General features: G+C 70.2%; 18 protein-coding genes. 4 read left to right on the forward strand and 14 right to left on the reverse strand.

Going from position 1 to position 18,937, the window contains the following annotated elements:
- The 3 genes from SSPN_RS62230 to SSPN_RS0125695 all read right to left on the reverse strand — a co-directional run.
- Positions 1 to 296, reverse strand: a 296-nt coding sequence (locus tag SSPN_RS62230; RefSeq protein WP_192814551.1) for a benzoate/H(+) symporter BenE family transporter, incomplete at its 3' end; no start/stop codon positions are given.
- 3 nt (positions 297 to 299) lie between these two features.
- Positions 300 to 1,013 carry an Imm1 family immunity protein gene (locus SSPN_RS0125690; protein WP_010310653.1) on the reverse strand — a complete coding sequence of 238 codons (714 nt, stop codon included), beginning with the start codon at positions 1,011 to 1,013 and terminating at the stop codon, positions 300 to 302.
- 125 nt (positions 1,014 to 1,138) lie between these two features.
- Entirely contained in the window at positions 1,139 to 1,765 is a 627-nt protein-coding gene (locus tag SSPN_RS0125695; protein ID WP_010310655.1) for a TetR/AcrR family transcriptional regulator, read from the reverse strand.
- Between the two features lie 154 nt (positions 1,766 to 1,919).
- Between SSPN_RS0125695 and SSPN_RS0125700 the strand changes: the two genes are divergently transcribed.
- Positions 1,920 to 2,654, forward strand: a complete 735-nt coding sequence (locus SSPN_RS0125700; protein WP_010310657.1) for a sugar isomerase domain-containing protein — start codon at positions 1,920 to 1,922, stop codon at positions 2,652 to 2,654.
- A 1-nt stretch (position 2,655) separates the two neighbouring features.
- Here the strand turns inward: SSPN_RS0125700 and SSPN_RS0125705 are convergent, their stop codons facing one another.
- From SSPN_RS0125705 to SSPN_RS0125725, 4 genes are all read right to left on the reverse strand, one after another.
- Positions 2,656 to 3,477: an enoyl-CoA hydratase/isomerase family protein gene (locus tag SSPN_RS0125705; RefSeq protein WP_010310660.1), complete on the reverse strand. Its 822-nt coding sequence runs from the start codon at positions 3,475 to 3,477 to the stop codon at positions 2,656 to 2,658.
- 65 nt (positions 3,478 to 3,542) lie between these two features.
- Positions 3,543 to 3,752, reverse strand: coding sequence for a helix-turn-helix domain-containing protein (locus SSPN_RS0125710; RefSeq protein WP_010310662.1), 210 nt, complete (start codon positions 3,750 to 3,752; stop codon positions 3,543 to 3,545).
- Between the two features lie 188 nt (positions 3,753 to 3,940).
- Positions 3,941 to 5,569 (reverse strand): ABC-F family ATP-binding cassette domain-containing protein, encoded by a 1,629-nt coding sequence (locus SSPN_RS0125715; RefSeq protein ID WP_010310665.1) that lies wholly within the window; start codon positions 5,567 to 5,569, stop codon positions 3,941 to 3,943.
- Between the two features lie 240 nt (positions 5,570 to 5,809).
- On the reverse strand, positions 5,810 to 7,381 hold the full coding sequence (locus SSPN_RS0125725) for a deoxyguanosinetriphosphate triphosphohydrolase family protein (RefSeq protein ID WP_010310670.1): 1,572 nt from the start codon (positions 7,379 to 7,381) through the stop codon (positions 5,810 to 5,812).
- 207 nt (positions 7,382 to 7,588) lie between these two features.
- On the opposite strand from SSPN_RS0125725, the gene SSPN_RS0125730 reads away from it, so the two are divergent.
- Both SSPN_RS0125730 and SSPN_RS0125735 read left to right on the forward strand, forming a co-directional pair.
- Positions 7,589 to 8,773, forward strand: coding sequence for a lycopene cyclase family protein (locus tag SSPN_RS0125730; RefSeq protein ID WP_029535719.1), 1,185 nt, complete (start codon positions 7,589 to 7,591; stop codon positions 8,771 to 8,773).
- A gap of 184 nt (positions 8,774 to 8,957) precedes the next feature.
- Positions 8,958 to 10,712 carry a GGDEF domain-containing protein gene (locus SSPN_RS0125735; RefSeq protein WP_010310674.1) on the forward strand — a complete coding sequence of 585 codons (1,755 nt, stop codon included), beginning with the start codon at positions 8,958 to 8,960 and terminating at the stop codon, positions 10,710 to 10,712.
- A 90-nt stretch (positions 10,713 to 10,802) separates the two neighbouring features.
- Here the strand turns inward: SSPN_RS0125735 and SSPN_RS0125740 are convergent, their stop codons facing one another.
- Genes SSPN_RS0125740 through SSPN_RS0125770 form a run of 7 tightly spaced genes read right to left on the reverse strand, consistent with a single transcriptional unit; the run spans position 10,803 to position 17,272 of the window.
- Positions 10,803 to 11,210 (reverse strand): metal-sulfur cluster assembly factor, encoded by a 408-nt coding sequence (locus SSPN_RS0125740; protein WP_010310676.1) that lies wholly within the window; start codon positions 11,208 to 11,210, stop codon positions 10,803 to 10,805.
- A complete protein-coding gene (gene sufU / locus SSPN_RS0125745) occupies positions 11,207 to 11,665 on the reverse strand; it encodes a Fe-S cluster assembly sulfur transfer protein SufU (protein WP_010310678.1) in 459 nt (152 codons plus the stop codon). The genes SSPN_RS0125740 and sufU overlap by 4 nt, the downstream gene beginning before the upstream one ends.
- Positions 11,666 to 11,688: 23 nt before the next feature.
- Positions 11,689 to 12,996, reverse strand: a complete 1,308-nt coding sequence (locus SSPN_RS0125750) for a cysteine desulfurase (protein WP_010310681.1) — start codon at positions 12,994 to 12,996, stop codon at positions 11,689 to 11,691.
- Positions 12,993 to 13,766, reverse strand: coding sequence for a Fe-S cluster assembly ATPase SufC (gene sufC, locus SSPN_RS0125755; RefSeq protein WP_010310684.1), 774 nt, complete (start codon positions 13,764 to 13,766; stop codon positions 12,993 to 12,995). Before sufC ends, SSPN_RS0125750 begins: the two co-directional genes overlap by 4 nt.
- A gap of 38 nt (positions 13,767 to 13,804) precedes the next feature.
- Entirely contained in the window at positions 13,805 to 14,989 is a 1,185-nt protein-coding gene (sufD, locus tag SSPN_RS0125760; RefSeq protein ID WP_010310686.1) for a Fe-S cluster assembly protein SufD, read from the reverse strand.
- Position 14,990: 1 nt separating this feature from the next.
- Complete coding sequence (sufB, locus tag SSPN_RS0125765) at positions 14,991 to 16,454, reverse strand: Fe-S cluster assembly protein SufB (protein WP_010310688.1); 1,464 nt, start codon at positions 16,452 to 16,454, stop codon at positions 14,991 to 14,993.
- A complete protein-coding gene (locus tag SSPN_RS0125770) occupies positions 16,451 to 17,272 on the reverse strand; it encodes a helix-turn-helix transcriptional regulator (protein WP_010310690.1) in 822 nt (273 codons plus the stop codon). The genes sufB and SSPN_RS0125770 overlap by 4 nt, the downstream gene beginning before the upstream one ends.
- 85 nt (positions 17,273 to 17,357) lie before the next feature.
- Between SSPN_RS0125770 and mptB the strand changes: the two genes are divergently transcribed.
- On the forward strand, positions 17,358 to 18,926 hold the full coding sequence (mptB, locus tag SSPN_RS0125775; protein WP_010310692.1) for a polyprenol phosphomannose-dependent alpha 1,6 mannosyltransferase MptB: 1,569 nt from the start codon (positions 17,358 to 17,360) through the stop codon (positions 18,924 to 18,926).
- Positions 18,927 to 18,937: the final 11 nt, after the last annotated feature.

Here is an 18,937-nt window from a genome sequence, read left to right on the forward strand (position 1 = left end):
GTCAGGCCCGAGGCCGTGACCAGAAACGCGATCAGCGCGGCGGTGCGGCTGCCCGGGTCTTCGGTGGCCTTGGCCAGCGAGCCGCCGATGGTGTCCAGCAAGCCGATCCCAGCGAGTGCGTAGCGGCGCAAGTGGCGGAACCTCAGCCGCCGCCTGGACTCCGGGATCCTCGGCTCATGTATGACCAATACGCGGCGCAGGGGCTGTCCTCGCCAGGCGACGTCTGAGAACCCGCGGCCGCGCAAGCTGCGAGGGTGGGCTAAGCGGCTACGCCGCTTCAAAGACAAAACCAACAACCTCTACAGGTCTCCCCAGCGCGCGGTCTGCCAGTGCACGGCCTCCGGCCGCTGACCGGTTCGGGTGAATTCGTCCAGTGCGGCGCGGAGGTCCCGGAACGGCAGGACCGCGTCGCGCGGGAACTTCAGCGTGCTGCCCGCGTCGAACGGCAGCGCCGGCGCCTCCGCCGACGGCGCCGGGTTGAGCGTGTGCCAGGAGCGGAGTTCGCCGTCCTCGGACTCCTCGGTGAAGTTCAGGACGCCGACCTCGGCCGCCACGTCGGTGACGATCCGGATCTGCTGGTACGGCCCGGCCGCCTCGGGATCCTCGTGCGGGCGGTCCCACACATATAGGTGGCTGGCGCCGGGCTGCTGCGGCCGCAGCACCTTGTCCACCAACTCGGCCTTGTCGTCCTCGGTCTGCGCGTAGTACCGCTCGCCGTCGGCCACCGCCGTCGCAACCGTGATTCCCAGTTCGGTGTTGCGAGCCCCGACCGCCTCGGCGCGCAGTCCTTCCAGGCAGATCCGCGCCTCCTTCAGCGCCTTGATCGCCGCGCCCTGGTGGAACACCAGGTCTCCCCAGTAGGGGTGGCCGAGCACCTTGTTGAGGTCGTCGTAGACCTCGTGCGTCGCCTCGATCAGCTTGTCCAGGGCGCCCACCGGGACGTCGGTGAGGCGGGCGAACACGACCGCAGGCGGTTCGAGCGGGCCGGGCTCGTCTTGCGCTGGATTCGACATGCTCCCCGCATCCACTTCGATCATGGGCGACCCCAGGGCGCCCTGCCCAGATCCCGTTGCCCCGCAAAGGCTACCGTGCGTCATCCACCGGTATCGCAGCGCCACCGGGAGGCCAGCAGCCCCGCTCAGCCAGCGCAGTCCCGCAGCACCCCGAGCGTCGGTTCGTCCCGACCCGAGCCCAACGACAATAACGCCCGCGCCAGTCCGTCCGCGTCGTCGAGCCCGAGCTCCTCGACCAGGTCGTCGGGCAGGCTGAGCATCGACAGCGCCACGCCGAGCATGCCCGCGTCCAGCAATCCCGCGCCGCGGCGGCTCATCTGGCGCCCCACCGCGGCGTGCAACTGCACCGCAGTGTCCACATTGGCCTCGGTGATGTCGCCGAGCGCCTCCCGCACCTCGGGGTTGCGCACTGCTTCCAGGTGCAGCTCGAACAGCGCCAGGAATTGCGACCTCGCGCTCGTGGACATCCGCCGCAGCATCGCTGCGTACAGCGCGACGATTTCCGCACCGGTGACGTCCGTGGGAATCTGGCTGCGCAGGTCACGCAGCGCAGCAGTGTGCTGGGCGGCGAGATAACGCGCGACAGCCAGGAACACCGCGCTGCGCGTCGGATAGTAGTTCTTGGTGGTGCCCTCTGGAACCGCGGCCTCGCGGTCGATGGCACGGTGCGTGAGCCCGCGGCCTCCCTCGCGCGCCAGCACCTCGATGGCGGCGTCGGCGAGCAGTTCCCGGCGGTTGCCTCGTTGTGGCATGCATCCCCTGGCGGTCCGATCTTGCTTGCTGATCAACAGCGTATCCCGCGCACCACACCAGTGGTGGGCAGGGGCATGCCGCGCGTCTTGACCGATGCCCCCGCGATTGGTATAGACCTCATGTCCGCGATCGTCTCGCCACGGGAGCGCAAACATGTCGGAAACCGGCCTGGTCCACGCCGAGCAGACGCTGGAACACCTGCGAAAGATCGGCGCGCACAACGCCGAACCCCTGCGAGCCGCAGCCGACCGGCTCTTCGCCGCCATCCAGGCGGACGGCCTGGTGTTCACCGCCGGCGCGGGCCACTCGCTGGCCGGGGTGATGGAGTCCTTCTACCGGGCCGGCGGGCTGGCCGCGGTCCGGCCGCTGTACCACCCGGACCTGCTGCCCCTGCATAGCGCGGTGGCCAGCACCAAGACCGAACGCCGCAGCGGCCTGGCCGACGAGGTGCTCACCGGGGCCGGCTTCCGAGGTGGCACGGACGCGCTGGTGGTGTTCTCCAACTCCGGGGTGAACCCGTACCCGGTGGAGTTGGCCAAGCTCGCCCGCGCGGCCGGCTCGACAGTCGTCGCGATCACCTCGCCGGCGGCGAGCGCCGAAGCCCCGAAGCGCGCGGGCACGACGCTGGCCGAAGAAGCCGGGATCGTGCTGGACACGCTGGTGCGCGGGGGCGATGCGAGCTACCCGGCGGCGGCACCGGTGACGGCGCCGCTGTCCTCGATGGCCAACGCGTTCCTGTGGAACATGCTGCTGGTGCAGATGTACGACCTCGCCGCGGCGGCAGGCGTCGACCTGCCGGTCTGGCGCAGCTCCAACACGGTCGGCGGAGACGAGGCGAACGCGGCGAACCTCGCGCACTACGGGGAACGGGTGCCGGGCCTGCGCTGATCTACTCCGAGCCGAAGTGCTCGGCCAGCTCCGCGATGCGGCGCAGCTCGGCGGCGCGCTCGGCCGCGAGCTGCTGCTCCGGGTCGACGGCCTCGTCGGCCTGGACCAGCAGCGCCAGCGTCTCGCGGACCGCGCCGGCCGGCGGTTGCGTGACGGCTTCGGCGAGCCGGTCCACCGCGTCGTCGAGCAGATCTGGCTCGACAACCGAGTTCGCCAGACCAAGCCGCACGGCCTCTTCCGCATGAATTTCCCGCCCGGTCAGGCAGATCTCCACTGCCTTTGCGTAACCGACGGTCCTGACCAGGGGCAACGTACCGCCAAGATCCGGCACGAGCCCCAGCCCGGTCTCCGCCATGCGCAGCCGCGCATCGGTGGCGAGCACGCGCAGGTCGCACGCCAGGGCCAGCTGAAAACCGGCGCCGATCGCGTGCCCCTGCACGGCCGCGATGGTTACCCGGTCGGGTTCGCGCAGCCAGCTGAACCCCTGTTGGAAACCGGCGACCTCGGCATCGGCCTGTTCGGTGGGGCGCTGGGCCAGCGCGGCCAGCCCGGGCGCCCCGTCGACGTCGGCGAATCCGAACAGCCGACGATCAAGGCCGACCGAGAACGACCGGCCCGCGCCGCGCACCACAACGACCCGGATCTCCGCGTTGAGGCACCGCCCGATCTCCCGCAGCGCCTGCCAGGTGTGCGGTGTCTGCGCGTTGAGCTTGTCCGGGCGGTTCAAGGTGATCGTGGCACGCCGCCCGTGGATCGTGAGCCCCACACCGCCACGATCCAACAGGCCGGCGTCCACTATCGACTCCGCCAAGCGGACCTCCATTGCAGATCTGAGCAGATCGCTGGAGTCATGTTATGTCGAAATCCGGCGACCGCTGGTCGCCGTGCTCACTTCTTCTTCGAGCGCGTCGCGCCCCCGCGGCCCCGCAACTGCACGCCTGATTCGCTCAGGACGCGGTGCACGAACCCGTACGACCGGCCGGTTGCCTCGGCCAGAGCGCGGATGCTCGCCCCCTTCTCGTATTTCTTTCTCAGGTCACTGGCAAGCTTGTCCCGCGCACTACCCGTGATGCGCGCGCCTTTCTTCAGCTCAGCCACGGTGTCCCCGCCTTCCCTCTGAGCAGGTCGGGCCTCGCGACCCCTGTCAGCGCAATGATCGAACAGGAAACGCGGGAACGCCAGGCGATCATGGAAAAAAGATCGGCCAATGGTCGAGATGTGCGCCCGGCGATCACCGGAACGCACTAATCCATCCGTAGTAGTGCACGCTGCGACCGCAACCGTCGTTACGCCAACTGGACGAGGTCCAAGTAGTCGTCCGACCAGTGGTCTTCCGTCCCATCGGGCAGCAGGATGACCCGTTCCGGTTCGAGGGCCTGCACCGCGCCGGGATCGTGCGTGACCAGCACCACTGCCCCGGTGAAGCTGCGCAGTGCGTCGAGCACCTGCTCGCGACTGGCCGGGTCGAGGTTGTTGGTCGGCTCGTCCAGCAGCAGCACGTTCGCCGCGCTGGAAACCAGTCCCGCCAGCGCGAGCCGGGTCTTCTCACCGCCGGAGAGGGTGCCGGCGGTCTGCTGCAACTGCTCGCCCTGGAACAGGAACGCGCCGAGCAGGGTGCGCAGCTGCTGCTCGGGGGTGTCCGGTGCTGCGCTGCGGATGTTCTCCCACACCGTGGCGTCGTGGTCCAGCGTTTCGTGCTCCTGCGCGAAGTACCCGATGCGCAGGCCATGACCAGGCACGACTCCGCCCGCGTCGGATTCCTCCATGCCTCCCAGCAGCCGCAGCAGCGTGGTCTTGCCCGCACCGTTGAGGCCGAGCACGACGACCTTGGCGCCGCGGTCGACGGCGAGGTCCACGCCGGTGAAGATCTCCAGCGAGCCGTAGGACTTCGACAGGCCTTCGGCGGTCAGCGGGGTGCGCCCGCACGCGGCCGGTTCCGGGAAGCGGATCTTGGCGACCCTCTCCTGGGCCTGCTCGGTCTCCGCCTCGGCCAGCAGCTTCTCGGCCCGGCGGGCCATGTTCTGGGCGGCGACCGCCTTGGTCGCCTTGGCCCGCATCTTGTCGGCCTGCGCCATCAGGGCCGACGCCTTCTTCTCGGCATTGGCGCGCTCGCGGCGGCGGCGCTTCTCGTCGGCGGCGCGGGCGTCCTGGTAGCGGTCCCAGTCCATGTTGTACACATCCGCCTCGCCGCGGATGGCGTCGAGGAACCACACCTTGTTGACCACGGCGGCCAGCAGATCCACGTCGTGGCTGATGACCACCAGGCCGCCGTCGTGGTTCTTGAGGAAGTCGCGCAGCCAGTTGATCGAGTCGGCGTCGAGGTGGTTCGTCGGCTCGTCGAGCAGCAGAGTGCTGGCCGACCCGCCGCCGGGCCCGGACTCGGACGCGGCGAACAGGATCCGGGCGAGCTCGACGCGGCGGCGCTGACCACCGGAGAGCGTGCTCAGCGGCTGGTTGAGCACCCTGTCGGGCAGCCCGAGGTTGCTGCAGATCCGCCCGGCCTCGCTCTCGGCGGCGTAACCGCCGCGCGCGGCGAAGCGCTCTTCGAGCCTGCCGTAGCGGGCGATCGCCTTGTCCCGCTCCCGCTCGTCGACCAGCTCGGCCATCGCGGTCTGGGCCTTCTCCATGTCGCGGATCAGCTGGTCCAGGCCCCGCGCGGACAGCACCCGGTCCTTGGCGGTCACGGTGAGGTCGCCCTCGCGCGGGTCCTGCGGGAGGTAGCCGAGCTCGCTGCGGCGGACCACGTCGCCGGCGTAGGGCTGGCCCTCGCCGGCGAGCACGCGCAGCGTGGTGGTCTTGCCCGCGCCGTTGCGGCCGACCAGTCCGATCCGGTCGCCGGGCTGGACGCGCAGGGTCGCGTCGGAGAGCAGGATGCGGGAGCCGGCGCGCAGCTCCAGGCCGGTGGCAGAAATCAAAGGAAGCTCCGAAGGATAGTGGTCAAGCGGTTCCACGAACGCGCCCACCGGTCGGGCCGGGTGGGCGTGGGCACTGCTGAGCGGCGCGGTCGCTAGACGACGACCGGGCGGACCAGCGATGGGGTGGCGCGGGGAACGCGAACCACGAAACGCTTGCTAACCACGAACACATTGTATCGGGCGGTGTCCACCGATTTGATCGCAGACCGCATCACATCGGTCACACCCGAACAGCCCGCGTCACAGCACGAACGTGTCGCTCCACAACTGGGTGGTCCGGCCCGACAGGGCCTCCAGCAGCGCGGCCGACTGGTCATCGGTCAGCGAGGCGACGAAGTCGATCACGGCCCGGCCGCGCGCCATCCCCTCCAGGCGCTCGGCGTCGACCGGCTCCGGAGCGCCCGGCACCACCAGCAGCTCCGGGTCGTCGCTGAGCAACTGCGCGAACTCGGCGCGGGCCCGGTCGAACAGGTCGCGCAGCCGGTGCGGCAGCCGAGCAGCCTCGCTGCGGTCGATCAGCCAGTTGTCCAGCGCCTCGACGAGCTTGCTCAGCAGCCGGTCCTGGCCGCGCTGGTGCAGCGCGAGGTCGGGGCGCTGCAACACGAACCGGCGGTGCACGAACTTCAACACCTGCACCTCGTGCCACTGCTCGACCGCCAGCGCGACGTGCCCGGAACGCGTGTTCGGGTGCTCCTCGACCCGGATGCCCTCCACCAGGCGCTGGGTCCACTCCCCCGAGAAGGCCGCGATGGACTGCTCGGCGAGCTGGGAGCGGTCGAAGGGCACCTCCAGCAGCTTGTTGACGAGGTTCGCGACGACCTTCTTGACCGCGCTGACGAACGCCTCGTCGTCGGCGATCCAGCCGTCCTTGGCGTGCAGCCGGCGCCGCAGCCGCTCCAGCGAGCAGCCGGGGCGCATGCCGTCGCCGGCGAGCTCGGCGTCGGAGCGGCCGGCGAATTCCACTGCGTGCCCGAGCCACTCGGTCAGCTCGTGCGAGACGCTGGTGTGCTGCAGGATCCCGACGCGGTGGAAATCTTCCAAGTCGTGGATCGCGTAGGCGATGTCGTCGGCGGTGTCCATGATCGACGCCTCGACGGTCTGCTGCCAGTCCTCGAGCCGTCCGCGGAACGCCGCGCGGGCATCGATCATGTCGGCGAGTTCGGTGCTGTAGCAGGAGAACTTGGCCGACCCGGTGCCCGGCTGGTCCTCCGGTTCGGACGCGCCGCGCGGTGGCGAGTCCAGGTGCCGGGGGTGCGGCTGCGGGCGGGACAGCCGCGTCCACGGGTACTTCAGCAGCGCGGCCCGCACCGCCGCGGTCAGGTCCAGACCATCGCCTCCGACGCCGCGCACGTCGATGCGGGTGACGACGCGGTAGGTCTGGGCGTTGCCCTCGAACCCGTCCGGCAGCAAGAACCGCTGCCGGGCCAGCCGGTCCAGCACGCTCTCGCCGAGGTGCCCGAACGGCGGGTGACCGAGGTCGTGGCCGAGCCCGGCGGCCTCGACCACGTCCAGGTCGCAGCCGCCGAGGCGGTCCAGCCGCGCCACGTCGTCCGGGTTGGCCACCAGCCGCTCGGCGATCGCCCGCGCGACCTGCGCGACCTTGAGGCTGTGGGTCAGCCGGTTGTGCAGCAGCAGCCCGGAGCCGCTGGGGCTGACGACCTGCGTCACGCCGCCGAGGCGGGCGAAGAACGCGGAGCTGGACACCCGGTCGCGGTCCGCGCGGAACGGGCTCGCGGCGAGATCACCAGGGCCGTTGCGAACTCCGGAGCGTCCGCTGCGCCGCCCGGTCCGGGTTGGCTGCACATCCTGCATGGCCTCACGTTAATGGGTGTACGCAGCTGGCTCGCGTAGCGGCGCGGGGTAGCGGAACCTCAGACGCCGCCTCGCCGCGGGATCCCCGACATCATGAATGCCAATTCACCACGTCGGGGCCGTCCTCGCGAGATGAAGAGACGTTAGCCGCCCTGGCAGCGGACCCCGCGTCCGACGTGATCTGATGCTGCAGTGGATGTCGTTGTCGTGGGCGGCGGACCGGCGGGTCGTGCGGCGGCGGCCGCCTGCAGCGATACGGGCCTGCGGGTGACGCTGGTCGACCCGGCCCCGCGCCGCGTCTGGCCGCACACCTACGGGACCTGGTGCGACGAGCTGCCCCCGTCGGTGCCGTCGGCGGCACTGGCGTCGGTGATGCCGCGCATGGCGGTGCACGGCACACACCGGCACGAATGGCAGCGGCCGTACGCGGTGCTGGACAACACGGCGTTGTGGAAGCACTTCTGGCGCGCCGACATCGTCGAGGTGACGGGGCGCGTGACGGCCGCCGAACACGGGCCGACGGGTTCGACCGTCGTGCTGAAGGACGGTCGGCGAATCGCGGCGGCCGTCGTGGTCGACGCGACCGGCGCCGTACGGGCCCTCTCCGGCGGTCGCCCGCCGCACACCGCGGCCCAGCAGTCCGCGGTGGGCTGGGTGGTCGACGCCGCAACGGCGGAGCCTTTCTGCGACCCGGATGCGGGTGTGTTCATGGACTGGCGGCCGGCCCCGCAAACCCGCGGCGGCTGGCCCACGTTCCTCTACGCGATCCACCTCGGCCCGAACCGGGTACTGCTCGAGGAGACCTCGCTGGCGCGCCGCCCGGGGCTGCCGCTGGCGTTGCTGCGCCGCAGGCTGGCCGGCCGGTTCGCCGCGGCCGGGGTGGATGCGCACGGGCGGATCGACGAGGAGCGGGTGCGGTTCCCGGTGGACGACCCGTTGCCCCGGCCTGGTCGGGTGATCCCCTTCGGCGCGGCGGCGGGCTTCGTGCACCCGGCGACCGGTTTCAGCGTGGCGGCGTCCCTGCAACGCGCGCCGTGGCTGGCGGCGGCGATCAGCGCCGCGCTCCCGTCCGGTCCGGCGACCGCGGCCAGGGCGAGCTGGTCGATCCAGTGGCCGCCGAGCGCGGTGGCCGCGCACATGCTGCGGCACCGGGCGCTGCACGCCCTGCTGTCGCTGCCCCCGGACCTGGTGCCGGGGTTCTTCGAGGCGTTCTTCCGGCTGGACGAGCCGCACCGGACGGCGTTCCTGGCCCCGGAAGGCAGCCCGGCCGGGACGGCGGCCGCGATGTCCGCGCTGTTCCGCAACGCGCCGTGGCGGATCCGGCGGCGGCTGGTTCTCGGCGGTCTCTCGGTGGGGCACCCGCCGGCCCGGCACGGCCTCGGCGGCGACTGACACCAGAACCGGCAAACCCTGCAGACCGTAACGGAACGCTTCCGTTTCGCTGTGTCACTGGACACAGGACCGCCGACGGCACGATGTCCCGCCCCGGTCGGTCGAGCTAGGTTGGCGGCCCGCCGCCGAGGATGAGGAACTGAGATGTCGGTGAACAGGTCGTGAACACCGTCGATGGAGCGGCATGAGGCCGGGCAACATCGACTCCGTGCTTGCGTTGGTTGACGAAGTGCGCTTCGCGTTCCAGCCGTTGATCAACATCAAGACTGGTGCCATCGTGGCGGTCGAGGCGTTGGCCCGGCCGGCAGGCTCGCACGTCCAGGACCTGTTCCGGGAGGCGGCCCGGCAGCGGCGGCTGACCGAGCTGGATGTGTCGCTGGCGACCGCCGCGCTGACCTCGATGGCGGAGCACGAGTCGCTGCTCCCCCTGCACCTGAACATCCTCGGCGGCACGGTCATCCACGACCTCCCCCGGCTCGACGCGGTGCGCGAGAAGCTCCGCGAGATCGGCCGCCGCGAGCAGGAGGTGACGCTGGAGATCGGCCCGCCGTTCGCAAGGCTGAACCCCGGTCAGCTGCTCGCCGGGGTGGACAAGCTGCGCGGCGACGGTTTCCAGGTCGCCCTGGACGGCGTGGGCGAAGGTGATGTGCCGCTGACCCTGATCGCCGACATCGGGCCCGCGATGGTCAAGCTGGACCGCGCCGTGATCGCCGGGCTGCCGGACAGCACGGCCCGGGTCGCGGTGGTGGAGGCGGTCCGCCACCTGTGCGAGTCGACCGAGAGCCAACTGGTCGCCGAGGGCGTGGAGAACGAGCGCCAGCTGACCGCACTGCGCCGCAACGGAATCCGCCTGGTGCAAGGGAACCTGCTCGCCCCGGCGGCCCGCCGGCCGCCGACGGCGAGCAGCGTGCCGGGTGTGGCGGCTGAGGTGACCGACCCGCACGGCCCGTCGATCAACACGCTCGCCACGGGCCCCCGGGTGACGGAGTTCCTTTCCCCGGCGACGATGCTGCCGATCGACGCGACGGCGGACAAGGTGCGCAGCGTGCTGGCCGATCACCCGGAGATCAGCGGCGTGGTGCTGGTCGACGACGAGAACCGGCCGGTGTGGACCATCGACCGCAATCGGTTCCTGCTGGCGGTGACCGGCCCGTACGGGCACGCGCTGCACGCCAAGCGCCCCGCTTCGCGGCTGGCCGATAAGCCGCGGGTGGTCAACACGGCGACGACGGCGATGGAAGCGCTGAGCCTGGTGACCCGCTCGGACCAGTACCGGATGTACGACGACGCGATCGTGGTGGACGAGTCCGGCCGCTGCCTGGGCGCGGTGCGAGCCGGCGACCTGATCCGCGGCATGGCCGAGCTGAAGGTGGAGGAGGCGGCGGCGCTGAACCCGTTGACCCGCCTGCCAGGCAGCGACGCGATAGCCCGCGACGTGGCCCGCCGGATCGCCGCCGGCGAGATCTTCGCGGTGAGCTGGCTGGACATCGACAGCTTCAAGAAGGTCAACGACACTGCCGGGTTCTCCGCCGGCGACGACCTGATCCGCGTGATCGGACGCAGCCTCACAGACGCGGCGACGGCGCTGAGCTCGGTGCAGGTCGGCCACGTCGGCGGCGACGACTTCCTGCTGGTGGCCGCCCTCGACGATCTGGTGCCGCTGGCCGAGCTGGTGCTCGACCCGCCGCGTTCGGCGGAGCACCTCGCCGTGAGCCTGTCGCTGGCAACGCTGGTGTGCACGCCGACGACGGTCGACTCCTACGACGAGGTCTCCACCAAGCTCGCGCCGCTGAAGCAGCGCGCCAAGTCGCTGACCGGTTCGAGCTGGGTAATGTCGCGGCCGGGCTCGGACCGCATCGAGGTGCTCCGCGGCGAGCAGCCGGCGGTGCCCCCGGGTTTCCCGACGCACGACCCGGAACTGCCGGGCCCGGCCTGGTAAATCCGGATTCGATACGCCGGCGAAACCTCAAAACCCCAAAAAGAAAGGGACACCCGGAAACCCGGGTGTCCCTCCCCGAAAAACCAAGCCTCAAACGGTGAACCCGAGAGCCCGCAGCTGCTCGCGTCCTTCCTCGGTGATCTTCTCCGGGCCCCAAGGCGGCATCCACACCCAGTTGATCCGGAAGTCGTTGACCAACCCACCACCGGGCCCGGTCGTCAACGCGGCCCGTGCCTGGTCCTCGATGACGTCGGTCAACGGGCAAGCCGCCGAGGTCAAGGTCATGTCCACGGTGGCGGTGTTGTCCTGCTCGACCCGGATGTCGTAGACCAGCCCGAGGTCGACGACGTTGATCCCCAGCTCGGGGTCGACGACGTCGCGGAGGGCTTCCTCGACGTCCTCGAGCGCCGCCACCTCGGCGGCCGGCGCGGCTTGCTCGGGCAGCGCCTCGGCGCTGCGGGCCACGTCAATTTCCTGAACCGGGGCTTCGTCGCTCATGACGCCTCCTCGACAACTACGCGCGACACCGCGTCCTTGAAAGCCATCCAACCCAGCAGCGCGCACTTCACGCGCATCGGGTACTTCGCCACTCCCGCGAACGCGACGCCGTCCTCCAGCACGTCCTCGTCCGGTTCGACCTTGCCACGGCCGTGCATCAGCTCGCTGAACGCTGCCTCGGTGGTCAGCGCCTCCCGCAGCGGCTTGCCGACGACCAGGTCGGTGAGCACCGACACGGACGCCTGGCTGATCGAACAGCCCTGCCCCGCGTAGGAGACGTCGTCGACGATCGCGTCGGCGTCCGTGCCCGCCAACCGCACCCGCAGGGTGACCTCGTCGCCGCAGGTGGGGTTCACCTGGAACGACTCGGCGTCGAAGGGTTCCCGCAGGCCGTGGCGGTGCGGTTTGCGGTAGTGGTCCAGGATGATCTCCTGGTACATCTGCTCAAGCTGCATGAAGAGTTCTCCGGCAGTCCCGATCAAGCCACCCCGAAGAAGCGCTGCGCCTCGCGCACCGCGTCCACCAACGCCTTGACCTCGTCCAGTTCGTTGTACAAGTAGAACGACGCCCGCACTGTCGCCGGAATTCCCATCCGGCGGTGCAGCGGCCATGCGCAGTGGTGTCCGACGCGGACCTCGACGCCCTGGTCGTCCAGCACCTGACCGGCGTCGTGCGGGTGCACGCCGTCGATCACGAACGACACTGCGCCGCCGCGGTGCTCGGTGTTGGTTGGCCCGATGATGCGCACCCCGTCGATCGTCGACAGCTCCCGGAGCGCGTGCTCGGTGAGCTGCCGCTCGTGCTCGGCGACGCGGTCCATGCCGACCGCCGTCAGGTAGCCGACCGCCGCGCCCAGGCCCACGGCCTGCGACGTCATCGGCACGCCCGCCTCGAACCGCTGCGGCGGCGCGGCGAACGTGGAGCGTTCCATGTGCACGAGTTCGATCATCGAGCCGCCGCTGATGAACGGCGGCATCGCGGCCAGCAGTTCGCGGCGCCCGTAGAGCACGCCTACCCCGGAGGGGCCGAGCATCTTGTGCCCGGAGAACACCGCGAAGTCCACACCCAGCGCCTTGAAGTCCACCGGAGCGTGCGGCACCGACTGGCAGGCGTCCAGCACCACCAGCGCACCGACCTGGTGCGCCCGGGAGACCAGCTGCTCCGTCGGGTTCACGGTGCCCAGCACGTTGGACTGGTGGGTGAAGGCCACCACCTTGGTCCGCTCGTTGATCAAAGCGTCCACATCGGACAGATCGAGGCGGCCCTCGTCGAGGACCCCGAACCAGCGCAGGGTGGCGCCGGTGCGTTCGCACAACTGCTGCCACGGGACCAGGTTCGCGTGGTGCTCCATCTCGGTCACCACGACCTCGTCGCCCGGCCCGAGGCGGAAGCGCTCGGCCTCCGCCCCGGACGTGGCGGCGTTGCTCATGGCGTAGGCGACCAGGTTGATGCCCTCGGTGGCGTTCTTGGTGAACACCACCTCGTCGGCGTCGACCCCGACGAAGCGGGCGATTCGGTCCCGCGCGCCCTCGTACGCGTCCGTGGCCTCCTCTGCGAGCTGGTGCGCGCCGCGGTGCACGGCCGCGTTGGAGTTCTCCAGGAAGGAGCGCTCCGCGTCGAGCACCTGGCGCGGGCGTTGCGAGGTAGCCCCGGAGTCCAGGTAGACCAGGCGGCGGCCGTCGCGGATGGTGCGACCCAGGATCGGGAAGTCCGCCCGGATCGCCGCCACGTCCAGGGGCGTGCTCGGGATGCTCGCACCCTCGGTGCGAGGAGGCTGAACGGTCATGACTGGACGGCTGCCTCCTTCTTGCCGGTGAAGCGCACGTAGCCCTTCTCCTCCAGCTCGTCGGCGAGCTCGGCACCGCCGGACTCGACGACCTTGCCGTCGGCGAAGACGTGCACGTAGTCGGGGGTGATGTGCTTGAGGATCCGGGTGTAGTGGGTGATCAGCAGGACACCCTTGCCGCCCTTGGCGTGGTAGGAGTTGACGCCTTCGGAAACCACCCGCAGCGCATCGACGTCGAGGCCGGAGTCGGTCTCGTCGAGGATCGCGAACTTCGGGTCCAGCAGGTCCAGCTGCAGGATCTCGTGCCGCTTCTTCTCACCACCGGAGAAGCCCTCGTTGACGCTGCGCTCGGCGAACGACGGGTCGATGTCGAGGTCCGACATGGCCTGCTTGACTTCCTTGACCCACTTGCGGATCTGCGGGGCCTCGCCGCGGACCGCGGTCGCCGCGGTGCGCAGGAAGTTCGACATCGACACGCCCGGCACCTCCACCGGGTACTGCATGGCGAGGAACAGACCGGCGCGGGCCCGCTCGTCGACGCTCATCGCCAGCACGTCCTCGCCGTCCAGCAGCACCGAACCGGAGTCGATCCGGTACTTCGGGTGCCCGGCGATTGCGTAGGCCAGCGTCGACTTGCCGGAGCCGTTGGGGCCCATGATGGCGTGGATCTCGCCCGAGCCGACGGTCAGGTTGACGCCGTTGAGGATCGGCTTGGCGCCTTCCTCGGTGAGGACCGAGCCGTGCAGGTCCTTGATCTCCAGGGTGGCCATTCTTCTTCGTTCTCCTGGTGTGTGCGAAAGCTCTTAGGTCAGGCGCCGACGACGGCGAGTTCGTCCTCGATCGCGGCTTCCAGCCGCACCCGGACCTCGGGCACGGTGATCTTCTGCAGCAGCTCGCCGAAGAACCCGCGCACCACCAGGCGCCGGGCCTGGTCCTGCGGGATGCCCCGGGCCTGCAGGTAGAACAGCTGCTCGTCGTCGAACCGGCCGGTGGCGCTGGCGTGCCCGGCGCCTTCGATCTCGCCGGTCTCAATCTCCAGGTTCGGCACCGAGTCGGCCCGCGCGCCCTCGGTCAGCACCAGGTTGCGGTTGAGCTCGTAGGTGTCGGTGCCCTCTGCCGCGGCCCGGATCAGCACGTCGCCGATCCACACCGAGTGCGCCGAGTCGCCCTGCAGCGCGCCCTTGTAGAGCACGTTGCTGCGGCAGTTCGGCACCGCGTGGTCCACCAGCATCCGGTGCTCCAGGTGCTGGCCGGCGTCGGCGAAGTACAGGCCGAGCAGCTCGGCGTCGCCGCCCTTGTCGCCGTAAGTGATGGTGGTGTTGACCCGCACCAGGTCGCCGCCGAGGGTGACGGCAAGGTGCCGGAACACCGCGTCGCGGCCCAGGCAGGCGTGCTCGGAACTGACCTGCGTGGCGTCGTCGGCCCAGTCGTGCACGGACACGACGCGCAGCTGCGCGCCGTCACCGGCGACGAACTCGACGTTGTCGCCCAGCGTGCCGGAACCGCGGTAGTCGATCACCACGACGGCCTCGGCGAACTGCTCGGCGCGGACCTGCAGGTGTCCGAAGGCCACCTGGCCCTCGCCCGGGCCGTGCACCGTGATGGTGATCGGGTCCTCGGGCTTGGTGTCCTTCGGGACCGTGACGACGGTGGCCTCGGTGAAGGAGCTCCAGGCCTGCGCGGCGACGCGGTCGGACGGGATGCCCCCGTTGCCGATCCGCGCGTCGTCGCGCCCCACGGTCTCCACGGTCGCGCCGTCGCCAGCGACCTCGACCTTGATGTTGCCGGTGGCGGAGGCGGTGCCGTCGTGCAGGCCCTTGAGCCGCTTCATCGGCGTGAAGCGCCAGTCCTCCTCGCGGCCGCCGGGCACCTCGAAGGCCTCGACGTCGTAGGACGTGAAGCGCGCCCCGCGGGAGGACTGCGGGATGCCCGTGCCGCCCCCGTGCGAATGCTCGGAGAGGCCGTGCTGGGCGTCGGTCTTGGTGGTGCTCATCTCAGCCGACGGCCCCTTCCATCTGCAGCTCGATCAGGCGGTTCAGTTCCAGTGCGTACTCCATCGGCAGCTCGCGGGCGATCGGCTCGACGAAACCGCGAATGATCATCGCCATCGCCTCGTCCTCGGTCAGGCCCCGCTGCATCAGGTAGAACAGCTGGTCGTCACTGACCTTGGACACGGTCGCCTCGTGGCCCATCGACACGTCGTCGACGCGGACGTCCACGTACGGGTAGGTGTCGGAGCGGCTGATGGTGTCCACCAGCAGCGCGTCGCACTTGACGTTGGACGACGAGTGGTGCGCCCGCTTCGCGACCTTGACCAGGCCACGGTAGGAGGTGCGGCCGCCGCCCCGGGCGATCGACTTGGACACGATCGTCGAGGAGGTGTGCGGCGCCAGGTGCTCCATCTTCGCGCCCGCGTCCTGGTGCTGGCCCTCGCCGGCGAACGCCACCGAGAGCACCTCGCCCTTGGCGTGTTCGCCCATCAGGAACACCGACGGGTACTTCATGGTCACCTTGGAGCCGAGGTTGCCGTCGACCCACTCCATAGTGGCGCCCTCTTCGGCCTTGGCGCGCTTGGTGACCAGGTTGTAGACGTTGGTCGACCAGTTCTGGATCGTCGTGTAACGGCAGCGGCCGCCCTTCTTGACGATGATCTCCACGACCGCGGAGTGCAGCGAGTCGCTGGAGTAGATCGGCGCCGTGCAGCCCTCGACGTAGTGCACGTAAGCACCCTCGTCGACGATGATCAGGGTCCGCTCGAACTGGCCCATGTTCTCGGTGTTGATCCGGAAGTAGGCCTGCAGCGGGATGTCCACGTGCACGCCCGGCGGCACGTAGATGAACGAGCCGCCCGACCACACCGAAGTGTTCAGCGCGGAGAACTTGTTGTCGCCGGCCGGGATGACCGAACCGAAGTACTCCTTGAACAGCTCCGGGTGTTCCTTGAGGCCGGTGTCGGTGTCCAGGAAGATGACGCCCTGCTCCTCAAGGTCCTCGCGGATCTTGTGGTAGACGACCTCGGACTCGTACTGGGCGGCCACACCCGCGACGAGGCGCTGCTTCTCGGCCTCCGGGATGCCCAGCTTGTCGTAGGTGTTCTTGATGTCCTCGGGCAGGTCGTCCCAGGTCTGGGCCTGCTGCTCGGTGGAGCGGACGAAATACTTGATGTTGTCGAAGTCGATCCCCGACAGGTCGGCGCCCCAGTTCGGCATCGGCTTGCGGTCGAACAGCCGCAGCGCCTTCAGCCGGGTCTCCAGCATCCACTCGGGCTCGTCCTTCTTGGCCGAGATGTCGCGGACGACGTTCTCGTCGAGCCCACGACGTGCGCTGGCACCCGCAACGTCCGAGTCGGCCCAGCCGTACTCGTAGCTGCCCACGCTGGCCAGGATTTCGTCCTGGCTGAGCTGGCCGTTGCCGTTGGACGCTGTGGTGGGTGTGCGCTGCTCCGCAGCGGCAGTCATACGGACTCCCCTCCATAAGGAATCGGGGCGGTGTTCTGCTGACCCTTCGGGACCGGGGCAGCAGGGGTCTGCACGGTGTCCGAGGTGTCGCCACCCGGATCCGCGAACCGCGCGGTTGGTACGTGCGTGGTGCAGGCCGCATCACCATTCGCGATGGTGGCCAGCCGCTGCACATGGGTGCCGAGGACTTCGGCGAACGCCGCCGTCTCGGCCTCGCACAGCTGCGGGAAGTCCGCAGCGACGTGCGCCACCGGGCAGTGGTGTTGGCAGAGCTGCTCGCCGCTGCCGACGCTTCGTGTCGAGGCAGCGTAGCCCTCCCTGGTGAGCGCGTCGGCGAGGACCTCCGCGCGCTTCGCCGGGTCGGTCGCGGCCGCCAGCACCTCCCGGTGGTTGGCCACCAGTGCGGCCATCCGCCGGTCAGCGAACTCGCGGACCGCCTGCTCCCCTTCGTGCTCGGCGATGAACCGCAGCGCCGCCACCGCCAGGTCGTCGTAGGCGTGCCCGAACCGCGCCCGGCCCACTTCCGTGAGCAGGAACAGCTTCGCGGGTCGGCCACGACCGCGACGGCCCCGCGCGGAGGCTTCCCGGGTGTAGGCCTCGCCCTCGGCGACCAGCACATCGAGGTGCCGGCGCACCGCGGTGGGGCTCAGCCCGAGTTCGTCGGCCACCGCCGCAGCGGTGATCGGCCCCCGTTCCAGCAGCAACCGCGCAACCGCGTGCCGGGTGCGTCCGTCGCCGTGCGAGGCAGCACCCTGCTGGGCCACGTGGCCCTCGGTGCCAGCCACGTCGACAGGCGGAGGCGTCCCGACGTTTTTCACAACACGAATGTTACCTATTTCGTCCCGCGGCACCAGAGCGCGGGGCGGCCGCGTGAGCTGACTCACGCGATTACCCTTCGTCGTCGTGGCGGCAGTCGAATCGAAAGACCCAGCACCCGCAGGTCCCGACCCTGGTCCTGCGGAACCGAAGCCCCTGGACCGCACCGAGCGGCGGCAGCTCGACGTCGTCCGCCGGTTCGGCACCACCGGCTCGCTGGTGCTCGCGGTGGGCGCGATCGGCGCCGGGGCCGCCCCGGTGGACAACCCGCTGTCCGGGGCCCGCCTGATAGGTCTGCCCGTCCGGATCCCGACCGTCGCGATGGCCAGCTGCTGGCTGGGCATGCTGATGATCGTCATCGCCTGGCTGTGGCTGGGAAAGCTCTGCTGGCCGGGCCGCGGCCGGATGCTGTCGGTCACCCAGCTGGCCCGCACGCTGGCGATGTGGGCGCTGCCGCTGGCCCTGGCCCCGCCGCTGTTCAGCACCGACATGTACAGCTACCTCGCGCAGAGCGAGGTGGCCGCCCGCGGCTTCAACCCGTACGTGCTGGGCTCGGCCGCCGCGCTGGGCGTCGACCACCCGTTCACCGCCAACGTGCCGAACATCTGGCGCGACACCCCGTCGCCGTACGGGCCGCTGTTCCTGATGTTCGGCCAGGTGATCTCCCGGATCGTCGGCGACAACGTGGTGTTCGGGGTGCTGGTGTGGCGCGCGGTGATGCTGTGCGGGCTGGCGCTGGCGATCTGGGCGATCCCCCGGCTGGCGCGCCGCTGCGGGGTGCACCCGGCAGCGGCGCTGTGGCTCGGCGCGGCCAACCCGATCGTGCTGTTCCACGTGGTCAGCGGCATGCACAACGAGGCGCTGATGGTCGGCATCATGCTGGCCGCCATCGAGCTGGGGCTGCGCTACCAGACCGTGCCGGGCACCATCGCCGCCGGCGTGCTGCTGACCATCGCCGGGGCGATCAAGCCGCCCGGCTGGATCGCGCTCGGCTTCTTCGGGATCTACCTGGTGCTGCGACGCGGCGGCCGGTTCCGCGACTTGGTGCGGGTCGCGGCGCTGCTGGCGGCGGTGTTCCTGGCCACCATGACGGTCATCACGGTGGCCAGCGGCTGGGGGCTCGGCTGGATCGACACCTTCGACGTGCCCAACCGGGTCAAGACGTTCATGGCGCCTCTGACCGCGTTCGGCATGACCGGCGGCGGCCTGAGCACCCTGCTGGGGCTGGGCAACCAGACCGACGCGATGCTGGTCATCACCAAGATCATCGGATACCTGATCGTCGCCGCCGGCTGCCTGCGGATGCTGTGGCTGTCCTTCCGCGGCCGCATCGAACCGCTGGCCGCGATGGGCATCACGTTCCTCACGCTCGCGCTGGCCGTGCCGGTGCTGTGGCCCTGGTACCTGCTGTGGTCGGTGGTGCCGCTGGCGCTGTCCACCAACAGCAACCGGTTCCGCATCACCGCGACCGCGATCTGCGCCGCGGTGTCGCTGCTGGTGCCGCCGACCGGGGCGGGTTTCGTGCTGCGCGCCTACCAGATCCCGTTCGCGGTGATCGCCGCCGCGATCGCCTTCGCGATCACGCTCTGGCTGGTGCGCGGCAAGGTCCCGGGCCTGCTGCCGACCCGCGGCGGTGTTCGGCCGGTCACGCAATAGGCTTGGATGTC

It is taken from the genome of Saccharopolyspora spinosa NRRL 18395, assembly GCF_000194155.1.
GTDB lineage: Bacteria > Actinomycetota > Actinomycetes > Mycobacteriales > Pseudonocardiaceae > Saccharopolyspora > Saccharopolyspora spinosa.